The sequence below is a fragment of the Agromyces bracchium genome (genome assembly GCF_009709675.1).
Taxonomy (GTDB): Bacteria; Actinomycetota; Actinomycetes; order Actinomycetales; family Microbacteriaceae; genus Agromyces; species Agromyces bracchium.
Genome location: NZ_WMLB01000006.1, coordinates 153,057 through 171,401 on the forward strand (window position 1 = coordinate 153,057; position 18,345 = coordinate 171,401).

General features: G+C 71.4%; 14 protein-coding genes. 3 read left to right on the forward strand and 11 right to left on the reverse strand.

The features are described from left to right. Positions 1–34: 34 nt before the first annotated feature. The 7 genes from GJ743_RS01965 to GJ743_RS01995 all read right to left on the reverse strand — a co-directional run bounded on the left by GJ743_RS01965 (position 35) and on the right by GJ743_RS01995 (position 9,372). Positions 35–1,087 (reverse strand): LacI family DNA-binding transcriptional regulator, encoded by a 1,053-nt coding sequence (locus GJ743_RS01965; RefSeq protein ID WP_155050248.1) that lies wholly within the window; start codon positions 1,085–1,087, stop codon positions 35–37. Positions 1,088–1,219: 132 nt separating this feature from the next. After that, positions 1,220–2,668 carry an MFS transporter gene (locus GJ743_RS01970; protein ID WP_328288692.1) on the reverse strand — a complete coding sequence of 483 codons (1,449 nt, stop codon included), beginning with the start codon at positions 2,666–2,668 and terminating at the stop codon, positions 1,220–1,222. 142 nt (positions 2,669–2,810) lie between these two features. Further along, complete coding sequence (locus GJ743_RS01975; RefSeq protein WP_155050250.1) at positions 2,811–3,641, reverse strand: aldo/keto reductase; 831 nt, start codon at positions 3,639–3,641, stop codon at positions 2,811–2,813. A gap of 116 nt (positions 3,642–3,757) precedes the next feature. Further along, positions 3,758–5,119: an APC family permease gene (locus GJ743_RS01980; RefSeq protein ID WP_328288693.1), complete on the reverse strand. Its 1,362-nt coding sequence runs from the start codon at positions 5,117–5,119 to the stop codon at positions 3,758–3,760. A 97-nt stretch (positions 5,120–5,216) separates the two neighbouring features. Beyond that, complete coding sequence (locus GJ743_RS01985; RefSeq protein WP_155050251.1) at positions 5,217–6,377, reverse strand: cystathionine gamma-synthase; 1,161 nt, start codon at positions 6,375–6,377, stop codon at positions 5,217–5,219. 13 nt (positions 6,378–6,390) lie between these two features. Next, on the reverse strand, positions 6,391–7,758 hold the full coding sequence (locus tag GJ743_RS01990; protein WP_155050252.1) for a cystathionine beta-synthase: 1,368 nt from the start codon (positions 7,756–7,758) through the stop codon (positions 6,391–6,393). A 180-nt stretch (positions 7,759–7,938) separates the two neighbouring features. Next, positions 7,939–9,372 (reverse strand): sugar porter family MFS transporter, encoded by a 1,434-nt coding sequence (locus GJ743_RS01995; protein ID WP_155050386.1) that lies wholly within the window; start codon positions 9,370–9,372, stop codon positions 7,939–7,941. Positions 9,373–9,664: 292 nt separating this feature from the next. On the opposite strand from GJ743_RS01995, the gene GJ743_RS02000 reads away from it, so the two are divergent. Together GJ743_RS02000 and GJ743_RS19900 are read left to right on the forward strand one after the other, a co-directional pair. Beyond that, entirely contained in the window at positions 9,665–10,336 is a 672-nt protein-coding gene (locus tag GJ743_RS02000; protein ID WP_328288694.1) for a DUF3105 domain-containing protein, read from the forward strand. Next, entirely contained in the window at positions 10,333–11,034 is a 702-nt protein-coding gene (locus tag GJ743_RS19900; protein ID WP_328288695.1) for a DUF305 domain-containing protein, read from the forward strand. Before GJ743_RS02000 ends, GJ743_RS19900 begins: the two co-directional genes overlap by 4 nt. 465 nt (positions 11,035–11,499) lie before the next feature. Here the strand turns inward: GJ743_RS19900 and GJ743_RS02010 are convergent, their stop codons facing one another. The 4 genes from GJ743_RS02010 to GJ743_RS02025 all read right to left on the reverse strand — a co-directional run bounded on the left by GJ743_RS02010 (position 11,500) and on the right by GJ743_RS02025 (position 17,018). Further along, complete coding sequence (locus tag GJ743_RS02010; RefSeq protein WP_376861919.1) at positions 11,500–13,440, reverse strand: ABC transporter ATP-binding protein; 1,941 nt, start codon at positions 13,438–13,440, stop codon at positions 11,500–11,502. 147 nt (positions 13,441–13,587) lie between these two features. After that, positions 13,588–14,583, reverse strand: a complete 996-nt coding sequence (locus GJ743_RS02015; protein WP_155050253.1) for a carbohydrate ABC transporter permease — start codon at positions 14,581–14,583, stop codon at positions 13,588–13,590. Continuing rightward, entirely contained in the window at positions 14,580–15,548 is a 969-nt protein-coding gene (locus GJ743_RS02020) for a carbohydrate ABC transporter permease (protein ID WP_155050254.1), read from the reverse strand. Before GJ743_RS02020 ends, GJ743_RS02015 begins: the two co-directional genes overlap by 4 nt. A 111-nt stretch (positions 15,549–15,659) precedes the next feature. Continuing rightward, positions 15,660–17,018 carry an ABC transporter substrate-binding protein gene (locus GJ743_RS02025; protein ID WP_155050255.1) on the reverse strand — a complete coding sequence of 453 codons (1,359 nt, stop codon included), beginning with the start codon at positions 17,016–17,018 and terminating at the stop codon, positions 15,660–15,662. A 195-nt stretch (positions 17,019–17,213) separates the two neighbouring features. Here GJ743_RS02025 and GJ743_RS02030 point away from each other — a divergent pair, with 195 nt between their 5' ends. After that, complete coding sequence (locus tag GJ743_RS02030) at positions 17,214–18,278, forward strand: LacI family DNA-binding transcriptional regulator (RefSeq protein ID WP_155050256.1); 1,065 nt, start codon at positions 17,214–17,216, stop codon at positions 18,276–18,278. The last annotated feature ends 67 nt before the right edge of the window (positions 18,279–18,345 follow it).

Genomic DNA, 18,345 nt, shown 5'->3' on the forward strand with positions numbered 1-18,345 from the left:
GCAAGGTCACGGAACGGTAACGGGCCGCGGAGCCTCAGAACGCCGGCGCCCCGACCGAGTCGCGCACGATCAGCTCGGGCACGATCGTGCCCCGGTACTCGGGCGCGGCATCGTCGAGGTCGCCGAGGAGCAGGGCCACGCAGCGGCGGCCGAGCTCGGCGAAGTCCTGCCGCACGGTCGTGAGCGGCGGCCAGAAGTGCGCCGCCTCGGGGATGTCGTCGAACCCGACGATCGACACGTCGCGAGGGACCTCGAGGCCCGCGTCGCGCACCGCATGCATGACCCCGAGCGCCATCTGGTCGTTCGAGGCGAAGATCGCCGTGAAGTCGCGCACCGTGAGCAGTTCCCGGCCGGCGTGGAAGCCGAAGTCCGCGGTCCAGTCGCCGAGGATCGGGGCGGTCGTCGGCACGTCCTGCGCGCCCATCTCGTCGAGGAATCCGCGCATGCGCGCCTCGGCCTCGATCCAGTCCTGGGGGCCCGCGAGGTGGTAGATCGACCGGTGCCCGCGCTCGATCAGGTGCCGCGTGGCCATCCGCGCGCCCGCGATCTGGTCGACCGAGAGCGTGTGCTCCGGGTCGCGGCCGGTCGACTGGAGCGTCACGTAGGGCACGTCGATCGACAGCTGCGCGAGCGTGTCGAAGACGCGCACCTGCGGGGCGATCACCACGAGCCCCTCGATGCCCTGGGCCCGCAGGTACGCGAGGCCGTCGGCGATCGACACCGCATCGGAGGACTCGATGTTCGCGGTGCTCACCCAGTACCCCGCGGCGCGGGCCGCCGCCTCGATCGCGGCGATGCTCGACGCCGGCCCGTAGTGCGTGCTCGACGCCGAGAGGATGCCGATCGTGCGCGACCGGCTCGTCACGAGCGCCCGCGCGGCGCGGTTCGGCGTGTACTGCAGCTCGGCCATCACGTCGAGCACGCGCTGCTTGGTCTCGGGGCGGATGCTCGGGTGGTGGTTGAGCACGCGCGAGACGGTCTGGTGCGAGACGCCCGCGACGCGCGCGACATCGCGGATGCTCGGGGCGCGGCCCTTGGGCGGCTCCTGCGACGGCTCTGGCACGGTGACCTCGATCGATCTCGGCATGTTCACGGTCACACATGCCGGCGACACCATTATGCACATCCCCACGCGGAATGTGACCGTCACAATGTGACCGTCACATGAACTCCTCACCCGCGCCGGCGCTCGCGAGTCGCCGTATGCCGCGGGCGGACCCTACTCCCCCGGCGTCGGCGCGGCGGCCGACTCGCCAGCCCGCGTCGAGGCGCCCTCCACGGGCCGTCGCCACCCCTCGGGAGGCCGGACGCGCGACGCGAGCAGTACGCCGACGACGGCGATCGCGACGGTCACGGCGAACTCGGGCGCGAACGAGCCGGCGGTGGCCACGCTCGCCACGAGCGCGGTGACCGCGAGCGCCACGGCACCGCCGAGCGACTCCCCGATGGTGAGCGCCGCGCTGTTGAAGCCCTGCACCGACTGCGGCGACTGCTCGAGCACGGCCACCGAGAACCGCGGGTACATGAAGCCCATCGCGGCGCCCGCGACCGTCCACGCGATGAACGCCGTCGCGGGCGGCAGCGAGAACAGCGCGATGCCGAGCACGCCCGCGAGGGCGACCGCGAGCGTGACGGCCCCGATGCGGACGACCTCGGTGTTCGACAGTCGTGCGTCGAGCCGCCCCTGCAGCCACGACGCCGCAGCCCACGAGAGCCCCGCACCGGTCAGCACGGCGCCGGCCAGGCCGGCGGGCAGGTCGTACCGCTCGATGAGCATCTTCGGGAGGTAGATCTCGGCGCCGAAGAACGCACCGGCGACGATCGCCCGCATCAGCACGGTCGCGGGGATGCCGCGCACCGCGCGGAGCGTGCCGACGGGCAGCAGCGGCCGCACGGCGACGACCGCGAGGGCGATCGAGCACACCGCGATCAGCCAGCGCCAGGGCTCGTCGAACCCCGCCGCGAGGCTGATCCCGAGCGCGGCGACGGCCGCGAGCACCGACCAGCCGACGCGGCGGCCGCTCCACCGCACGCTCGGATCGCCCTGCACGCGGTCGAGCACGCGCAGCAGCGGCGCGAGCATCATGAGCGCGGCGGGGAGCACGAGCGCGATCACGCCGAGGAACACCCAGCGCCAGCTCAGGTGCTCGGCGACGTAGCCGGCGACGGTGGGCCCGACGATCGACGGGATGACCCAGGCCGCGGCGAAGCCCGCGAACACGCGCGAACGCACCGACTCGGGGTAGACGCGCGCCACGATCACGTACAGCGGCACGATGACGGCCGCGCCGCCGATGCCGTGGATGAGCCGGCCGAGCACGAGGACCGGCATGTTCGGCGCGAGCCCGGCGACGACGAGCCCCACCACGAACAGCCCGCCCGCGGCGAGCAGCGGCGGCAGCGGCCCGGAGCGGTCGCTCCAGTTGCCGGCGACGACCATGCCGACGACGCCGGCCGCGAGCGGTACCGAGAACGCCAGCGCGTACAGCCCCTCGCCGTCGAGGTCGGCCGCGATGATCGGCATCGCCGTCGTGACCGCGAGCACCTCGAACGCGGCGAGGAAGATCAGCGCGAACATGCCGAGCGAGAGCCAGCGCCACGACCTCGCGAACACGCCTCCGGCGGGGACGGCGTCGTCGGATGGCACGGGGGTGGAGCGGTCGGTCACCTGATCGAGCCTACGTCCGCCCACCGGCATCCGCTGCGCCCGAATCGGTCGCCCATCGGCGCGGAACCGCCATCATGCGGATGAGACCGTGGACCAGGCGCGGCGACCACTCGACCGCGACCCGGCACCGCGCCGCGGCCGACTACATCTCCTCGTGGGAGTCAGGGTCGGCGCCCCAGATCCGCCCGCGCTCGAGACCCGAGATCGCGTCGACCTCGCCCGCGTCGAGCTCGAGTTCGAACACGTCGAGGTTCTCGCGCCGGCGCGCGGCATCCGCCGACTTCGGGATCGGCACGGCCCCGAGCGCGAGGTGCCAGGCGAGCACGACCTGCGCGGGCGTCGCGCCGCGACGCTCGGCGATCTCGACGATTGCGGGCTCGGCCAGCAGGTCGGTGCGCTTGGCGAGCGGGCTCCAGCTCTCGGTGCGGATCGCGTGCTCGGCGTGGTACGCGCGCAGCTCGGCCTGCGGGAAGTACGGGTGCAGCTCGACCTGGTTGACCACGGGCATCAGCCCGGTCTCGGCGAACAGCCGGTCGAGCATCGGCGGGGTGAAGTTCGAGACGCCGATCGAGCGGACGACGCCGCGCTCCTTCAGCTTGATCATCGAACGCCAGCTGTCGACGTAGCGGTCGCGCTTCGGATTCGGCCAGTGGATGAGGTAGAGGTCGACCCAGTCGAGGTCGAGGCGCTTGCGCGACTGCTCGAAGCTCGCGAGCGTCTCATCGACGCCGTGGTGACGGCCGGGGAGCTTGGTCGTGATGAAGAGGTCGCTGCGGTCGACGTCAGCGCGCCGGATCGCCTCGGCCACGACTTCTTCGTTGCCGTAGTTGTAGGCCGTGTCGATGAGCCGGTAGCCGTCGTGGATCGCCGAGACGACCGCGTCGACGCCCGATTGGTCGTTCAACCCGTACGTGCCCAGCCCGATCGCGGGGATCGTGTTGCCGTCGGCGAGCGCATACGCGTGGGCGGTCATGCGCACCATCCTCCCCCGGGACGGGCCGCACATGCCAGCCGACCTGCGGCATCCGCGCCGATTCGCATGCGGACGAATGCGCCGATCCCGACGACGACGCCGATCGACGCCCGCCGCTAGGGCACGAGTTCCGCGTCTGCGGCGGCGACGGATGCCTCGCCATCCGCCGCGACGGGCCGCACTCGACGCGCCCGGACCCGGCGCACGATCGTGACGACGACGGATGCCGCGGCCAGCACGATCGGCATGACGAGGTTCTGCCACGCCAGCACGAGCAGGCCGGCCGTGAGCACCGTCGCGACGACCGCGAGCCACCAGCCGGGCGAGAACCGGCGGAGGATGAGCGTCGCGGCGAGCATTCCGGCGGCGTAGATGGCGACCATGTTGCTCGTGTGGATGAGGATGAACGCGGTCAGGTCGAGTTCGTTCAGGAGCATCAGCGCGAAGTAGACCACGATGAGGCCCGCGGTGAGCGCGAGCGCGCGGCGCGGCACGGCGCCGTCCTCCGCGCCCTTCGCGAAGTACCGCGGCAGGTCGCCGTCACGGCCGAGCGCGGCGCCGAGCTTGCCGAAGGCGGGCAGGTAGGCGTTCAGCACGCCGACCGTCACGATCGCGGCGACGATCGCGACGAGGACCGACCCGATGCCGGGCGCCGTCGTCTCGACGAGGTCGAGCAGCGGCACCTGGCTCGCGCCGGCGCGGTCGCCGAGGACGGCGACGGTGACGAACTGCAGTGCGAGGTAGCCGATGCCGACCAGCGCGATCGCGATGCCCGTCGCGATCGGGATGATGCGGCGCGGGTCGCGGAACTCGCCCGCGATGTGCGTGCCGACCTCCCAGCCCGCGAACGCCCAGACGAAGAGGCTGATGGCGACGCCGACCCCGGCCCAGCCGTTCGGGAGGAACGGCGTGAAGTTGCTCGCCTCCGCCGCCGGGAAGGTGACCGCGACGACCCCGACGACGACCGCGAGCAGCAGGCCGGTCAGCACGAACTGCACCCAGCCGGCGACGCGCACGCCGAACCAGTTGGCGATGAGCGGAGGCAGGAAGACGGCGAAGCCGATGACCGGCACGGCCGCGCGGTCGACGCCGAGCACGGCGACGACGTACTCGCCGCCGAGGATCGCGACCACGGGCGCTCCGACGCAGACGCCGAAGAAGAACCAGTACCCGGTCATGCGGGCCGCGGTCGGGCCGAGCGCGCGGCGGACGTAGCTGGCCACGCCACCAGGGTCGGGGAACCGCGAGGCCAGCGCGGCGAACGTGCCGGCGAGCGGGATCGAGAGCACGAGCACCGCGGCGACGGCGAGGACCGAGGCCGGGCCGGCGGCCTGGGCGGCGAGCCCCGGCAGCACGAGGATGCCCGTGCCCAGCACGCTCGCGACGTAGAGGGCCGTGCCCTGGACGAGGCCCAGCCGGCCGTGGTGCGCTGCGGCGGCGCCGACCGGGGGCGCGACATCCAGGGTTCTCGTACTCACCAGATCATCGTGCCGGATGCCGCCGACACTCGCGCTGGCAGGGATGACATCGTTCGTCGAATTCCTGCCAGCGTCGCGTGACCGCGAGTGCGAGCCGTCAGACCCGCCCGAGCGCCCCGTCGATGTCGGCGAGCAGGTCGTCCACGTCCTCGATGCCGACCGACAGGCGCACGATCGACTCGGGCACCTCGGCCTCGGTGCCCTTGACCGACGCGTGCGTCATCTCGGACGGGTAGTTGACGAGCGACTCGACGCCGCCGAGCGACTCGGCGAGCGTGAACAGTTCGGTCGACTCCGCGAAGCGGCGCGCGGCCTCGCCGCCGCCGGCGAGGTCGATCGACACCATGCCGCCGAAACCCGACATCTGGCGCGCGGCGAGCGCGTGCCCGGGGTGCGACTCGAGGCCGGGGTAGAGCACGCGGGCGACCGCCGGATGCTCGTCGAGCCGCCGGGCGATCGCGAGCGCGTTCTGGCTGTGCCGCTGCATCCGGATGCCCAGGGTCTTGATGCCGCGCGTCGTGAGGAACGCGTCGAACGGCGCCGAGACGGCACCGGCCGCGAACTGCGTGAAGCCGACGCGCTCGGCGAGCTCCTCCTGCCCGGGCGCGAACACGAGCGCACCGCCGACCACGTCGGAGTGCCCGCCGAGGTACTTCGTGGTCGAGTGCACGATGACGTGCGCGCCGAGTCCGATCGGCTGCTGCAGTGCGGGGCTCGCGAACGTGTTGTCGACGACGACCGTGAGGCCCGCCTCGTCGCCGAGCTCGGCGAGCGCGGCGATGTCGGAGATCTTCATGAGCGGGTTCGACGGCGTCTCGACCCAGAGCACCTTCGTCGTGCCGAGCTCGATCGCGTCGCGGACGGCGGCGAGGTCGCTCGTGTCGACCGTCGAGTGCCGGACGCCCCAGTCGCCGAAGATGCGGCGGATCAGCCGGTGCGTGCCGCCGTAGACGTCGTTGCCGATGACGACGTGGTCGCCCGGCGTGAGGATCGTGCGGAGCAGCGCGTCCTCCGCGGCGAGGCCCGACGCGAAGGACAGGCCGCGGATGCCGCCCTCGAGCGCCGCGAGCTGGGTCTCGAGCGCGGTGCGCGTCGGGTTGCCGCCGCGCGAGTACTCGTACCCGCCGCGGAGGCCGCCGATTCCGTCCTGCGCGTACGTCGAGGTCACGTGGATGGGCGGGATCACCGCGCCCGTCGTGGGGTCGAACTCCTGGCCCGCGTGGATCGCGCGCGTGTCGAAGCCTGCGTCGTGGTGCATGGTTCCCGGCCCTTCAGGAGGAGAGGTACGAAAGGAGGTCGGTGCGCGTGATCACGCCGAGCGCCTTGCCGCCGTCGGTCACGAGCATCGCGGGCGCCTCGCCGAACGCCTGGCGCGCGGTCGCGACGGGCTCGTTCACGCCGATGAGCGGCAGCGCGTCGCCGACGACCGCCGACACCTCGTCGGTGAGCTTCGCGCGGCCCGAGAACACCTGCTCGAGCAGTTCGTCCTCATGCAGCGCGCCGACGACCTCGCCGAGCACGACGGGCGGCTCGGCCGAGAGCACGACGAGCTGCGAGACGCCGGACTCGGTCATCCGGTCGATCGCCTCGCGCACCGTGTCGTTCGGGTGCACGTAGACGAGCGGCGCCGTGCGGTCGGCCTTCGCCGCGAGGATGTCGCGGATCGTGTGCCCGGCGGGCGCGTTGCCGAAGCCGTAGGCGCGCAGCCACTTGTCGTTGAAGATCTTGCCGAGGTACCCGCGCCCCGAGTCGGGCAGCAGCACCACGAACACGTCGTCGGGGCCGGCGGATGCCGCGGCCTTCAGCGCCGCGACGACGGCCATCCCGCTCGACCCGCCGACGAGGATCCCCTCCTCGCGAGCGAGCCGGCGCGTCATCTCGATCGACTCGGCGTCGGTGACGGCGATGATCTCGTGCGGCACGCTCGGGTCGTACGCGGTCGGCCAGAAGTCCTCGCCGACGCCCTCGACGAAGTACGGCCGCCCGGTGCCGCCGGAGTAGACCGAGCCCTCGGGGTCGGCGCCGATGATCCGCACCGTGTCGCCCGAGACCTCGCGGAGGTACCGGCCGGTGCCCGTGATCGTGCCGCCCGTGCCGACGCCGGCCACGAAGTGCGTGACCTTCCCGTCGGTGTCGCGCCAGATCTCGGGCCCGGTCGTCTCGTAGTGCGAGAGCGGGCCGTTGGGGTTGGAGTACTGGTCGGGCTTGAACGCCCCGGGGATCTCGCGCGCGAGCCGGTCGGAGACGCCGTAGTACGACTCCGGGCTGTCGGGCGCGACCGCGGTCGGCGTCACGACGACCTCGGCGCCGTAGGCCTGCAGCACGTTCCGCTTGTCCTCGGAGACCTTGTCGGGGCACACGAACACGCAGCGGTAGCCGCGCTCCTGCGCGACGAGCGCGAGGCCGACGCCCGTGTTGCCCGAGGTCGGCTCGACGATCGTGCCGCCGGGCTTCAGCTTGCCCTCTCGCTCGGCGGCGTCGATGATGTTGCGCGCGATGCGGTCCTTCGAGGAGCCGCCGGGGTTCAGGTACTCGAGCTTGACGAGCACCGTGGCATCCGTCACGCCCTCTGTCACCCGGTTCAGCTTGACGAGGGGCGTGTTGCCGACGAGGTCGGTGATGTGGGCTGCGTACTTCATTCCGCTGGTTCGTTCCTTGGTGTCGAGTGCGTCGAGGGGCGCCCGTTCGGCGCCCGACGCGAGGGAAGGGGTCGCGCGTTCAGCGACGACAACACCGGCACGAGAGGCTCACCCGGCCAGCCTAGCGAATGACGGATGCCTCGCGGCAGGCCCGCTCGCGGGCGCCTCCGTCGCGGGCGCTCACCCGCCGGTCGCGCCTGCGCCGCTCTTCCGCCTCGCCGACCCCTTCGGCGGCAGCAGCGTGTCGGACTCCTCGAGCGACATCCCGTTCGTCTCGGGGATCTTCGCGAGCACGAAGAAGAAGGAGAGCGCGGCGAACGTCGCGTAGATCCCGTAGGTGAGGAGGAGCGACACGTCCGCGAGCAGCGGGAAGGTGACGGTCACGATGAAGTTCGCGATCCACTGCGCCGCGGCGGCGAGCCCGAGCGCGCGGGCGCGGATGCGGTTCGGGAAGATCTCGCCGAGCAGCACCCACACGAGCGGGCCCCACGAGAAGCCGAAGAAGACGACGAAGAGGTTCGCCGCCACGAGCGCCACGGGCCCCCAGGCCCCGGGGAGCGAGAGGTCCTCGCCCGAGCCGCTCGCGTTGGCGAACGCGAGCGCCATGGTCGCGAGCGAGATCGTCATGCCGGCCGAACCGACGAGCAGCAGCGGCCGGCGGCCGACCCGGTCGACGAGCGCGATCGCGACGAACGTGACGAGGATGTTCGTGATCGAGGTGAACACGCTGATCGCGAAGGCGTTCGACTCGTCGAAGCCGACCGCGCTCCACAGCGTCGTCGAGTAGTAGAAGATCACGTTGATGCCGACGAACTGCTGGAACACCGACAGCAGGATGCCGATCCACACGATTCCCCGGAGCCCGAACACCGGCCCGCGCAGCGCGCCCTTCGCCTGCTTCGCCTCGGCGTCGGCCTTCATGGTGTTCCGGATGTCGCGGACCGCGCGCTCCACCTCGCCCGGCTGGATCCGCTCCAGCACGGCCCGCGCCTCGTCCTCCTTGCCCACGCGGACGAGGTAGCGCGGCGACTCCGGCAGCGAGAACGCGATGAGTCCGTACGCGACGCTCGGCACGATGCCCGCCAGGAACATCCATCGCCACGCGTCGAGGCCGAACCAGAACGGCTCGGCGGCGCCGCCCGCCGCCCAGGCGAACACCGCGTCGGAGAGCAGGGCGGCGAAGATGCCGAACACGATCGCGAGCTGCTGCAGCGACGCCAGCCGCCCGCGGGCGCGCCGCGGCGAGATCTCGGCGATGTACGCCGGCGAGACGACCGAGGCGATGCCGATGCCGAGGCCGCCGATCACGCGCCACACGATGAGGTCCCACACGCCGAGCGCGAGGCCGGAGCCGATCGCCGAGATGAGGAAGAGGCTCGCCCCGAGGATCATCACGGGGATGCGGCCGAACCGGTCGGCGAGCCGGCCCGCGAGCTCGGCGCCGACCGCGCAGCCGAGCAGGGCGCTCGCGATCGCGAGGCCCGTGAGCCCGGCCGAGAGGCTGAACTCCTGCTCGATCGCGTCGACCGCGCCGTTCACGACCGACGAGTCGAAGCCGAACAGGAAGCCGCCGACAGCGCCCGCGAGCGCGAGCGCGATGACGCGCCGGTTCAGGCCGCTTCCCCGGCTCGCGTCGGCGTCGTCGGACTCGCCCTGATCGGCGACCGCCGCTCCGGCTTCCGGACGATCGATGTCCTCGCTCACGCGCCGACCTCCCCCGCCGGCATCCGACCCGGACCGGATCGACCGGTCCGCACGCGGTCGCCCCCGCGCCGGCACGTTCGAATGCTAGTCCCGCGTCGCCGCGACCCGGTGGAGCCCCGCAGGTGACGGCATTCTCCCAGCCCGATACGTTCGTATTGAGTACCCCGTCCCGTACCTCCACCCCGCTCGAGGAAGGCCCCGCGTGAGCGCGACCCAGCCCGGAAAGAAGCCCACCGTCAAGCAGCAGCGCGCTGCGGAACGCGAGCGCAAGCTCGAGGAGTACCGCAAGCGCGAAGCGCGCATGAAGCGCAACCGCCTCATCGCCATCTGGAGCTCGGTGGGCGTCGGCCTCGCGATCGTCGCCCTCATCGTCACCTCGGTGGTGCTCGCCCCTCGCGCCGCGAACTACACGGCCGGCGGCGACGGTGCCGAGATCGAGGGCGTCGAGACGTTCGAGAACGCCTCCGAGCACGTCGAGGGCGTCGTCGACTACGAGCAGACCCCGCCGGCCGGCGGCCAGCACAACCCGGCGTGGCTGAACTGCGGCGTGTACGAGGAGGTCGTACCGAACGAGAACGCGGTGCACTCGCTCGAGCACGGCGCGATCTGGGTCACCTACGACGCCGAGGCGCTCTCCGACGACGACATCGCGACGCTCCGTTCGAAGCTCCCGAGCACGTACGTGATCCTCTCGCCGTTCGAGGGCCTGCCCTCGCCGGTCGTGCTCAGCGGCTGGAACGTGCAGCTCCAGGCCGACGGCGTCGACGACCCGCGCATCGAGGACTTCCTCGAGGAGTACTGGCAGAGCCAGAACGTCCCCGAGCCCGGCGCGCTCTGCACCGGCGCCATCGACGGCCCCGGCAAGGTCGCGTGAGCGTCGGGTCCGACGACCAGGAGGCCCGGCCCCGCCGCTCGGGCATCGGCCGGTGGGCCGTCGTGCTCGCGGCATCCGTCGCCCTCATCGCCGTCGCCGGCGCGGCGTTCGCGATCGGGCGCCTCTCGACGCTCGGCGAGGAGACGCCGTCGAACACGAGCGCCGAGGCGGGCTTCGCCCGCGACATGCAGGTGCACCACCAGCAGGGCGTCGAGCTCGCGATGATCGTGCGCGACGCCACCGACGACCCCGACGTGCGGCTGCTCGGCTACGACATCGCGACGACCCAGGCGCAGCAGTCCGGCCAGATGTACGGGTGGCTCGCCGAGTGGGGGCTCCCGCAGGCGGGCTCCGAGCCGTCGATGACGTGGATGACCCGGCCCGCCGCCGACGGCAGCACGCACGCCGGGCACGACTCGGGCGACGGGTCGGACACTGCCGCGCACGTGCCCGGCGAGCCGATGCCCGGCCTCGCGACGCCCGAGCAGGTCGCCGAGCTCCGCGAGCTCGAGGGCGTCGAGGCCGAGCGGAGGTTCCTCGAGCTCATGATCGCCCACCACGAGGGGGCGGTCGTCATGGCCGAGGCCGTGCTCGAGCGCTCGACGTACCCGATCGTGGTCTCGCTCGCCGAGTCGATCGCCGCGAGCCAGCAGGCCGAGATCGAGCTCATGGAGGGCATGCTCGCCGAGCGCTCGTAGCGCGGGCGCGGCGCGGCGCGGGCGCGGCGCGGGCGCGGGCGCGGGGCGGCGCGGGCGCGGGCGCGGGGCGGGCGCGCCTCCGCCGTCTCGCCGAGCGCGTGGAGGGATGCACGGGGCTGACGCGGCGCCAGTCACACCGGCGAGTGCGCGTTCTCGCGACGAGTGCGCGGGGCAAGCGCTGCGCACTCGTCGCGAATCCGCGCACCGGGCGCCGCGGGGCACCGCATCGCGGGGGCGGCGGACGCGGGGCGAGCCCGACGCAGCGCGGATCGCTCGGGCGGCGCGCGGCACGACGCGGAACCAGTCACCGGGCGAGTGCGCGTTTTCGCGACCAGTGCGCGGGGTGTGCGCTGCGCACTCGTCGCGATTTCGCGCACCAGGCGCCGCGCGGGGCACCGCGCAACGCGCGAGCCGCGCGAGCCGCGCGGCACCACGCAACGCGCGAGCGCCGCGCGGCGCCGCGACTCAGGCGGTCGGCACCTCGGGGCGCTCGGCCTGCTGGCGGTAGAGCGAGGCGTAGACGCCGCCCTGTGCGATGAGCTCGGCGTGCGTTCCGCGCTCGGCGATGCGGCCCGCCACCACGACGAAGATCACGTCGGCCGCCACGACGGTCGACAGCCGGTGCGCGATCGCGATCGTGGTGCGGCCGCGCGAGGCGTCATCGAGCGCGGCCTGCACGACGCGCTCGCTGATCGTGTCGAGCGCGCTCGTCGCCTCGTCGAGCACGAGCACCGCCGGGTCCTTCAGCAGCACGCGCGCGATCGCGATGCGCTGCTTCTCGCCGCCCGACAGGCGGTAGCCGCGCTCGCCCACGACCGTGTCGTACCCGTCGGGGAACGACGCGATGGTCTCGTGGATGTTGGCCGCACGCGCCGCGGCCTCGAGTTCGGCGTCGGTCGCCTCGGGCCTCGCGTAGCGCAGGTTCTCGGCGATCGTCGCGTGGAACAGGTAGGTCTCCTGGCTGACGATGCCGATGTTCGACACGAGCGACTCGTGCTCGAGGTCGCGCACGTCGACCCCGGCGAAGCGCACCGCGCCGCCCGTCGCCTCGTACAGCCGCGGCACGAGGTACGACACCGTCGTCTTGCCCGCGCCGCTCGGCCCGACGAACGCCGCGTACTGCCCGGGCTCGATGGTGAATGACACGTCGTCGAGCGTGGGTCGCCCGTCGTCGTCGGCGTCGGGATACCGGAAGGAGACGTGGTCGAACTCGACGCGGCCGAGGAGCGGCCGGCCCGAGGCATCCGTCGTCGCCGCCGGAGGCACCGGGCGCGCGTCGGGCGCATCGGTGATCGCGGGCTTCAGGTCGAGGTACTCGAAGATGCGGGCGAACAGCGCGCCCGAGGTCTGCAGGTCGAGCGCCACGCGCATGAGCGCCATGAGGGGGAACAGCAGGCGCGCCTGCACCGTCGTGAACGCGACGATCGTGCCGGCCGTGATGTCGGTCGTGCCGCCCGTGAGGAGCCAGCCCGAGGCGAGGTACACGATCGCGGGGATCGCCGACATGAAGATGCCGACCATGGCGAAGAACCACTGGCCGGTCATCTGCTGGCGCACCTGCAAGGCGATCTGGTTGTCGTTCTCGTCGCTGTAGCGCCCGATCTCGCTGCGCTGCCGCGTGAAGCTCTTCGACAGCAGGATGCCGGAGACCGACAGGGTCTCCTGCGTGATCGCCGTCATCTCGGAGAGCGACTCCTGCGTCTTCGCCGCGATGCGCGCACGCACCTGGCCCACGCGCCGCTGCGCGATCACCATGACGGGCAGCAGGACGAGCGCGATGAGCGTGAGCTGCCAGTTGAGCAGCAGCATCGCGACGAACGCGGAGATGACCGTGACCGTGTTGCCGAGCACGCTCGAGACCGTGTTGGTGAGCACGGATGCCACGCCGCCGACGTCGTTCTGCAGCCGCGACTGGATGACGCCCGTCTTCGTGCGCGTGAAGAAGCTGAGCTCCATGCGCTGGAGGTGCGTGAACATCCGCACGCGGAGCGCCCCCATGACCTTGTTGCCGACCGTCGCCGTGAGCCAGGTCTGCCACACGCCGAGGAGCGACGAGACGATGAACACCGCGAGCATCGCGACGACGATGGTCGTGAGCACCGGGAGGTTCGGGCCCATCACCTGGCCGTCGGGGCCGACCGGGAACAACCCGTCGTCGAAGGCGCGCTCGGTGAGCAGGGGCGGGATGACGCTGAGCGCGGCGCTCACGAGCACGAGCACGATCGTGACCGTGAGGGCGACCTTGTGCGGTGCGAACAGCTCGGCGATGCGGCGCATGAGGTGCGGGATCTTCGGCGCCTCCGCGTTCTCGGCGCGCTGCGCCGACTCGTCGGCCGCGCTGATCCGGGTGCGGGGCTTGCCCATCCGCCCCGACTGCCCGCCCGGGGCGCTCGCGTGCATGCTCATGCATCGAGCCTAGGCGCGCCCGCCGACGCGTCGGCCGCGCGATCGTCAGCCGTCGGCGCCCGTTCGCGGACGGCGTGACGACGGGGCGGATGCCGCCACATCCACCCCGTCGACGTGCAGCGGATGCCGCGGCATCCGCCCGTTCGATCAGCCCTTCGTCGCGCCCGCCAGGAGGCCTCGCACGAAGTACCGCTGGAGGCTGAAGAACACGATGAGCGGGATGACGATCGAGATGAACGCGCCCGCCGTGAGGAGCTCCCACGCCTGGCCTCTCGTACCGGTCAACTCCGCCAATCGTTGGGTGAGTGGCGCGACGTCCTGTGTACCGCCGGAGAAGATCAGCGCCACGAGCAGGTCGTTCCACACCCAGATGAACTGGAAGATCGCGAACGACGCGATGGCCGGGGTGGCCAGCGGCAGCACGATCCGGAAGAAGATCTGCCCGTGCGTGGCGCCGTCGACGCGCGCGGCCTCGATGACGTCGCCCGGGATCTCCGCGATGAAGTTGTGGAGCAGGAAGATCGCGAGCGGCATCGCGAACATCGCGTGCGCGAGCCACACCGGCGCGTAGTTCTGCTCCGGGATGATCGGGATCACGTCGTGCAGCCACGCCTGCATCGGCCGCAGCCAGATCGAGAAGGTCTGGAGCAGCGGCACGAGCGCCATCTGCAGCGGCACGATCTGCAGCGCGAACACGAAGATGAACAGCGCGTTCGCGCCCCGGAACTTGATCCACGCGAACGCGTACGCGGCCATGGTCGCGAGCACGAGCGGGATCAGCGTGCCGAGCAGGGTGATCGCGATGGAGTTCACGATGTAGGCGCCGAGCTGCGGCGACGACGCCGACGGCGAGAGCAGCACCTCGGCGTAGTTGTCGAACGTGAAGCCCGGGTTCTGGAAGATCGTCCACCACCCGGTCGTGCGGATCAGCTCCGCGGGCCGGAACGACGAGATGAACAGGCCGAACGTGGGGATCGTCCAGAGGACGGCGATGATCAGCGAGGCGATCGTCGCGGTGCGCGAGGTCAGGCGCTTCTTCACTCGCGCCGTCTTGGGCCCCCGTGCGTACTCGGCTTCCTCGGCCGCCTCGAGCGATCCCTTGTCCTTGCTGACCGGGAGGTCGGCGGGTGCGACGCTGCTCATCGGATCTCCCTCTGCTTCCGGAGGACGTTGACGTTGTAGATGACGATCGGCATCACGAGGAGGAACAGGATCAGCGCCAGCGCGGAACCTCGCCCGATCTCGCTCGCCCGGAACGCCTGCGTGTACATCTCGTTCGCGATGACGCTCGTGTTGAAGTTTCCGGCCGTCATCGTCCGGACGATGTCGAAGACCTTCAGCGTGGCGATCGAGATCGTCGTGATCACCACGACCAGCGCGCCTCGGATGCCCGGCACCGTGACGTTCATGAAGCGCTGCCACGCATTCGTGCCGTCGAGCTGCGCCGCCTCGATCTGCTCGGTCGGGACGCCCTTGATGGCCGCGCTCAGCAGGACCATCGCGAAGCCCGTCTGGATCCAGATCATGACGACGATCAGGAGGAACGTGTTGATCGGGTCGGTCTGGAGCCACTGGACGGGTTCGCCGCCGAAGGCGACGACGATCGCGTTCAGGAGGCCGATCTGCTCGCGTTCGCCCGAGCGGTACTCGTAGACGAAGCGCCAGATGATGCCGGCGCCGACGAACGAGATCGCGATCGGCATGAACAGGATCACCTTGTAGTACTTCTCACCGCGCGACTTGTCGATGAAGACCGCGTACGCGAGGCCGACCGCAGTGGAGATCGTCGGCACGATGAGCACCCAGATGATCGTGTTGATCAGGGTGCGGATCGCTGCGGGTTGCGTGAACGTCCAGACGAAGTTGTCCATGGTCCACGCGCCGCTGGAGTCCTGGAACGCGAGGATCGAGGTGCGGATCGCCGGGTACACGAGCCCCACCGCGAGGAACAGCAGCGCCGGGGTGAGGAATCCCGCGAGCTGCCAATAGTCGCGGCCCCGCTTCGGGGCCTTGTCGATGAAGAAGATGAGGAGGCCGATGATCGCGGCGAAGACCGCGAGCCCCATCACCACCTGAAGGATCTTTCCGAGCAGGTCGCCCGTGGTCATCATGCCTCCCGGTTCGTCGTTGAATCTGGGGGTCCCGAGGGGCGGGGTTCCTCACCCCGCCCCTCGGTCATACCGCGTGCGACCGGAGAGCCGCGCGCGGCGCGCGGACGATCAGCTGCTGGGCCAGCTCGCCTCGATCGTGTCGAGCACCGACTCGGTGCTGTCACCGCTCACCCACGCCACGATGCCCTTCCAGAAGGAGTCGGCGCCGACGGCACCGGGCATCAGGTCGGAACCGTCGAACCGGAACGTGGTCTCGGGGTCCTGCAGGATCTCGATGGACTGCACGAGCAGCTCGCTCGACGCGTTCTCGGGGTCGACGCCCTTGTTGGCGCTGATGACGCCGCCAAGGCTCACGCGGTTGTTCGCCCAGAGGTCGCTCGAGAGGTACGTGCGCACCGCCTCGACCTCCTCCGCGTCGCGGAACGCGACCGGGAACTCGCCGCCGCCGGTCACCGACAGCGGGTCGTCGGCGTTCACCGGCGGGAGCAGGAACGCGAACACGGTGCCGTCGGAGGCCACGGTGTTCTCGTCGCCGCCCTCGGGGTTCCAGAAGGTCTCGTAGAACGAGGCCTGGTGGTGCAGGGAGCACTCGCCGTCGAGGATCGGCAGGCCGGCGGTCTGGAACGCCTCGGTGATCTGCGTCGAGACGTCGCCGATGCCGCCGTTGACCATGTCGTCGTTCTTCAGGTACTCGCCGACCGCGTCGAACGCCTCGGCGACCTGCGGGTCGTTGAACGGGATCCCGTGGGTCACCCACTCGTCGTAGACGTCGGGGCCGTGCAGGCGCAGCATGTAGTCCTCGACCCAGTCGGTGCCGGGCCAGCCGGTCGCCTCACCGGACTCGAGGCCGACGCACCAGGGCTTGTGCTCGCCCTCGTCCGCGATGGTCTGCGAGAGCTCGGTCAGCTCGTCGAGCGTCGCCGGGATCTCGTAGCCCTTGTCCTCGAACTCCGCCGGCGAGTACCAGACGTAGCCCTTGATGCTCGCCATGAGCGGGGCCGCGTAGAAGGTGCCGTCGTAGGTGCCGTAGTTCTTCCAATCCTCGCTCCACCACTCGTCGACGTTGGCTTCGACGCCCTCGGACGCCGGGATGAGCCATCCGCCGGCTGCGAGCCGCTGGAGCAGGCCGGGCTGCGGGACGATGCCGATGTCGGGCGCGTTGCCGCCCTCGGCGAGCACCGCGATCTGGGCCTCGAACTCGCTCGAGCCCTGGTAGTCCACCGAGATGCCCGTGCAGGTGGCGAAGTCGGACCAGGATTCGACGAGCCGGTCGGCCTCGAGGTCGAGGATGGTGCCGCCGATGGTGACCTCGGCCCCGTCGAACGTGCCGTACTCCTCGTAGTCCGCGCAGTCGACGTCGCCCGCGTCTTCGCTCGCGATGTCGCCGGTACACGCCGTGAGCGCCAGGCCGACCGCCGCGGCCACCGCGACGGGGGCCGCCCAACGGCGATGCCGTGTGAGTCTCATGTCATCTCCTCGTTGAGTGTGGTGCAGGGCGGAACCGGGAACCGGTTCCAGACCCCACGCTAGGCGACCGCGGCGGCGCTGGGCAAGGGCGCGTCGGGTCACGATCGGGTGACGGATGCCCGCGAGTGTGGCACCGGTTCCACACGACCGGGGATTCGCGTACACTCCGATCGCAGGCCCGATGGAGGGAGCGTGATGACCGCGATCTCGGACGTCGCGCGCCTCGCGGGCGTCTCGAAGTCGACGGCCTCGCGGGCCCTGACGGGTCGCGGCTACGTCTCCGAGGAGACGCGTCGCCGGGTGGTGGAGGCCGCGGCCGAGATCGGCTACATCGCCTCTCCGAACGCCGCGAGCCTCGTCACGGGTCGCACGAAGAACGTCGGCGTCGTCATCCCCTTCGTCAACCGCTGGTTCTTCGGCGAGGTGCTCGAGGGCATCGAGCGGACCCTGCTCGCCGCCGGCTACGACCTCACGCTCTACAACCTCGCACTCGCCGGTCCGGAACGCGACCGCGTGTTCGACTTCTTCCTCGCGCGCAAGCGCGTGGACGCGGTCATCGCGGTGGGCGTCGACCTCACGGAGCGCGAGGTGGAGGTCATCGAGGGGCGCGGCAAGCCCATCGTCGCGCTCGGCGGAACGGCTCCCGGCGCGCCCCGGCTCGCCATCGACGATCGCGGCTCGGCGCGGCTCGCGACCGAGCACCTCATCGACCTCGGCCATGAGCGCATCGCGCACCTGGCCGGTGCCGGGGCCGGCTCCGCGGCGCGCAGCGTGCAGGCGCTCCGCAGGGCGGGATTCGCCGATGCGATGCGCGAGGCGGGGCTCCGGCCGGTCGGCGAGCCCGACGGGATCGTCGAGGCCGAGATGACGGTACCCGGTGGGTACGTCGCCGCGCTCCAGCTCCTCGGCCATCCGGCGACCCGGCCGAGCGCGATCTTCGCGGCCTCCGACGAGATCGCCTTCGGCGCGATGCGCGCCGCCGAACGACTCGGGATGTCGCTGCCCGGGTCGCTCTCGATCGTCGGCTTCGACGGCCACGAGCACGCCGAGCTGTTCGGCCTCACCACGATCGAGCAGTTCCCGCGCGTGCAGGGGCGCTTCGCGGTCGACGCGGTCATGCGGCTTCTCGGCGAACCGACCGGCGACGCCGACCCGATCACGCCCGATGGGCTCCCCGACTTCGACCGGCCGCTCGACACGCGGCTCGTGGTGCGCAGCAGCACGACGGCGCCCTCGGCACGACCGCTCGTCGCGCGCTGACCGCGGGCGGGCACCCGGGCCGCAGACGACGGATGCCCCGTGCCGAGCGAATCGGCACGGGGCATCC

Bases quoted from the DNA above. Each gene is read 5' to 3' on its own strand.
- GJ743_RS01990 (WP_155050252.1), bottom strand. From the start codon at position 7,758: ATGAAGTACGCAGCCCACATCACCGACCTCGTCGGCAACACGCCCCTC.
- GJ743_RS02020 (WP_155050254.1), bottom strand. From the start codon at position 15,548: ATGACCACGGGCGACCTGCTCGGAAAGATCCTTCAGGTGGTGATGGGG.
- GJ743_RS02010 (WP_376861919.1), bottom strand. From the start codon at position 13,440: ATGAGCATGCACGCGAGCGCCCCGGGCGGGCAGTCGGGGCGGATGGGC.
- GJ743_RS02025 (WP_155050255.1), bottom strand. From the start codon at position 17,018: ATGAGACTCACACGGCATCGCCGTTGGGCGGCCCCCGTCGCGGTGGCC.
- GJ743_RS01985 (WP_155050251.1), bottom strand. From the start codon at position 6,377: ATGCACCACGACGCAGGCTTCGACACGCGCGCGATCCACGCGGGCCAG.
- GJ743_RS02015 (WP_155050253.1), bottom strand. From the start codon at position 14,583: ATGAGCAGCGTCGCACCCGCCGACCTCCCGGTCAGCAAGGACAAGGGA.
- GJ743_RS02030 (WP_155050256.1), top strand. From the start codon at position 17,214: ATGACCGCGATCTCGGACGTCGCGCGCCTCGCGGGCGTCTCGAAGTCG.
- GJ743_RS01975 (WP_155050250.1), bottom strand. From the start codon at position 3,641: ATGACCGCCCACGCGTATGCGCTCGCCGACGGCAACACGATCCCCGCG.
- GJ743_RS01965 (WP_155050248.1), bottom strand. From the start codon at position 1,087: ATGCCGAGATCGATCGAGGTCACCGTGCCAGAGCCGTCGCAGGAGCCG.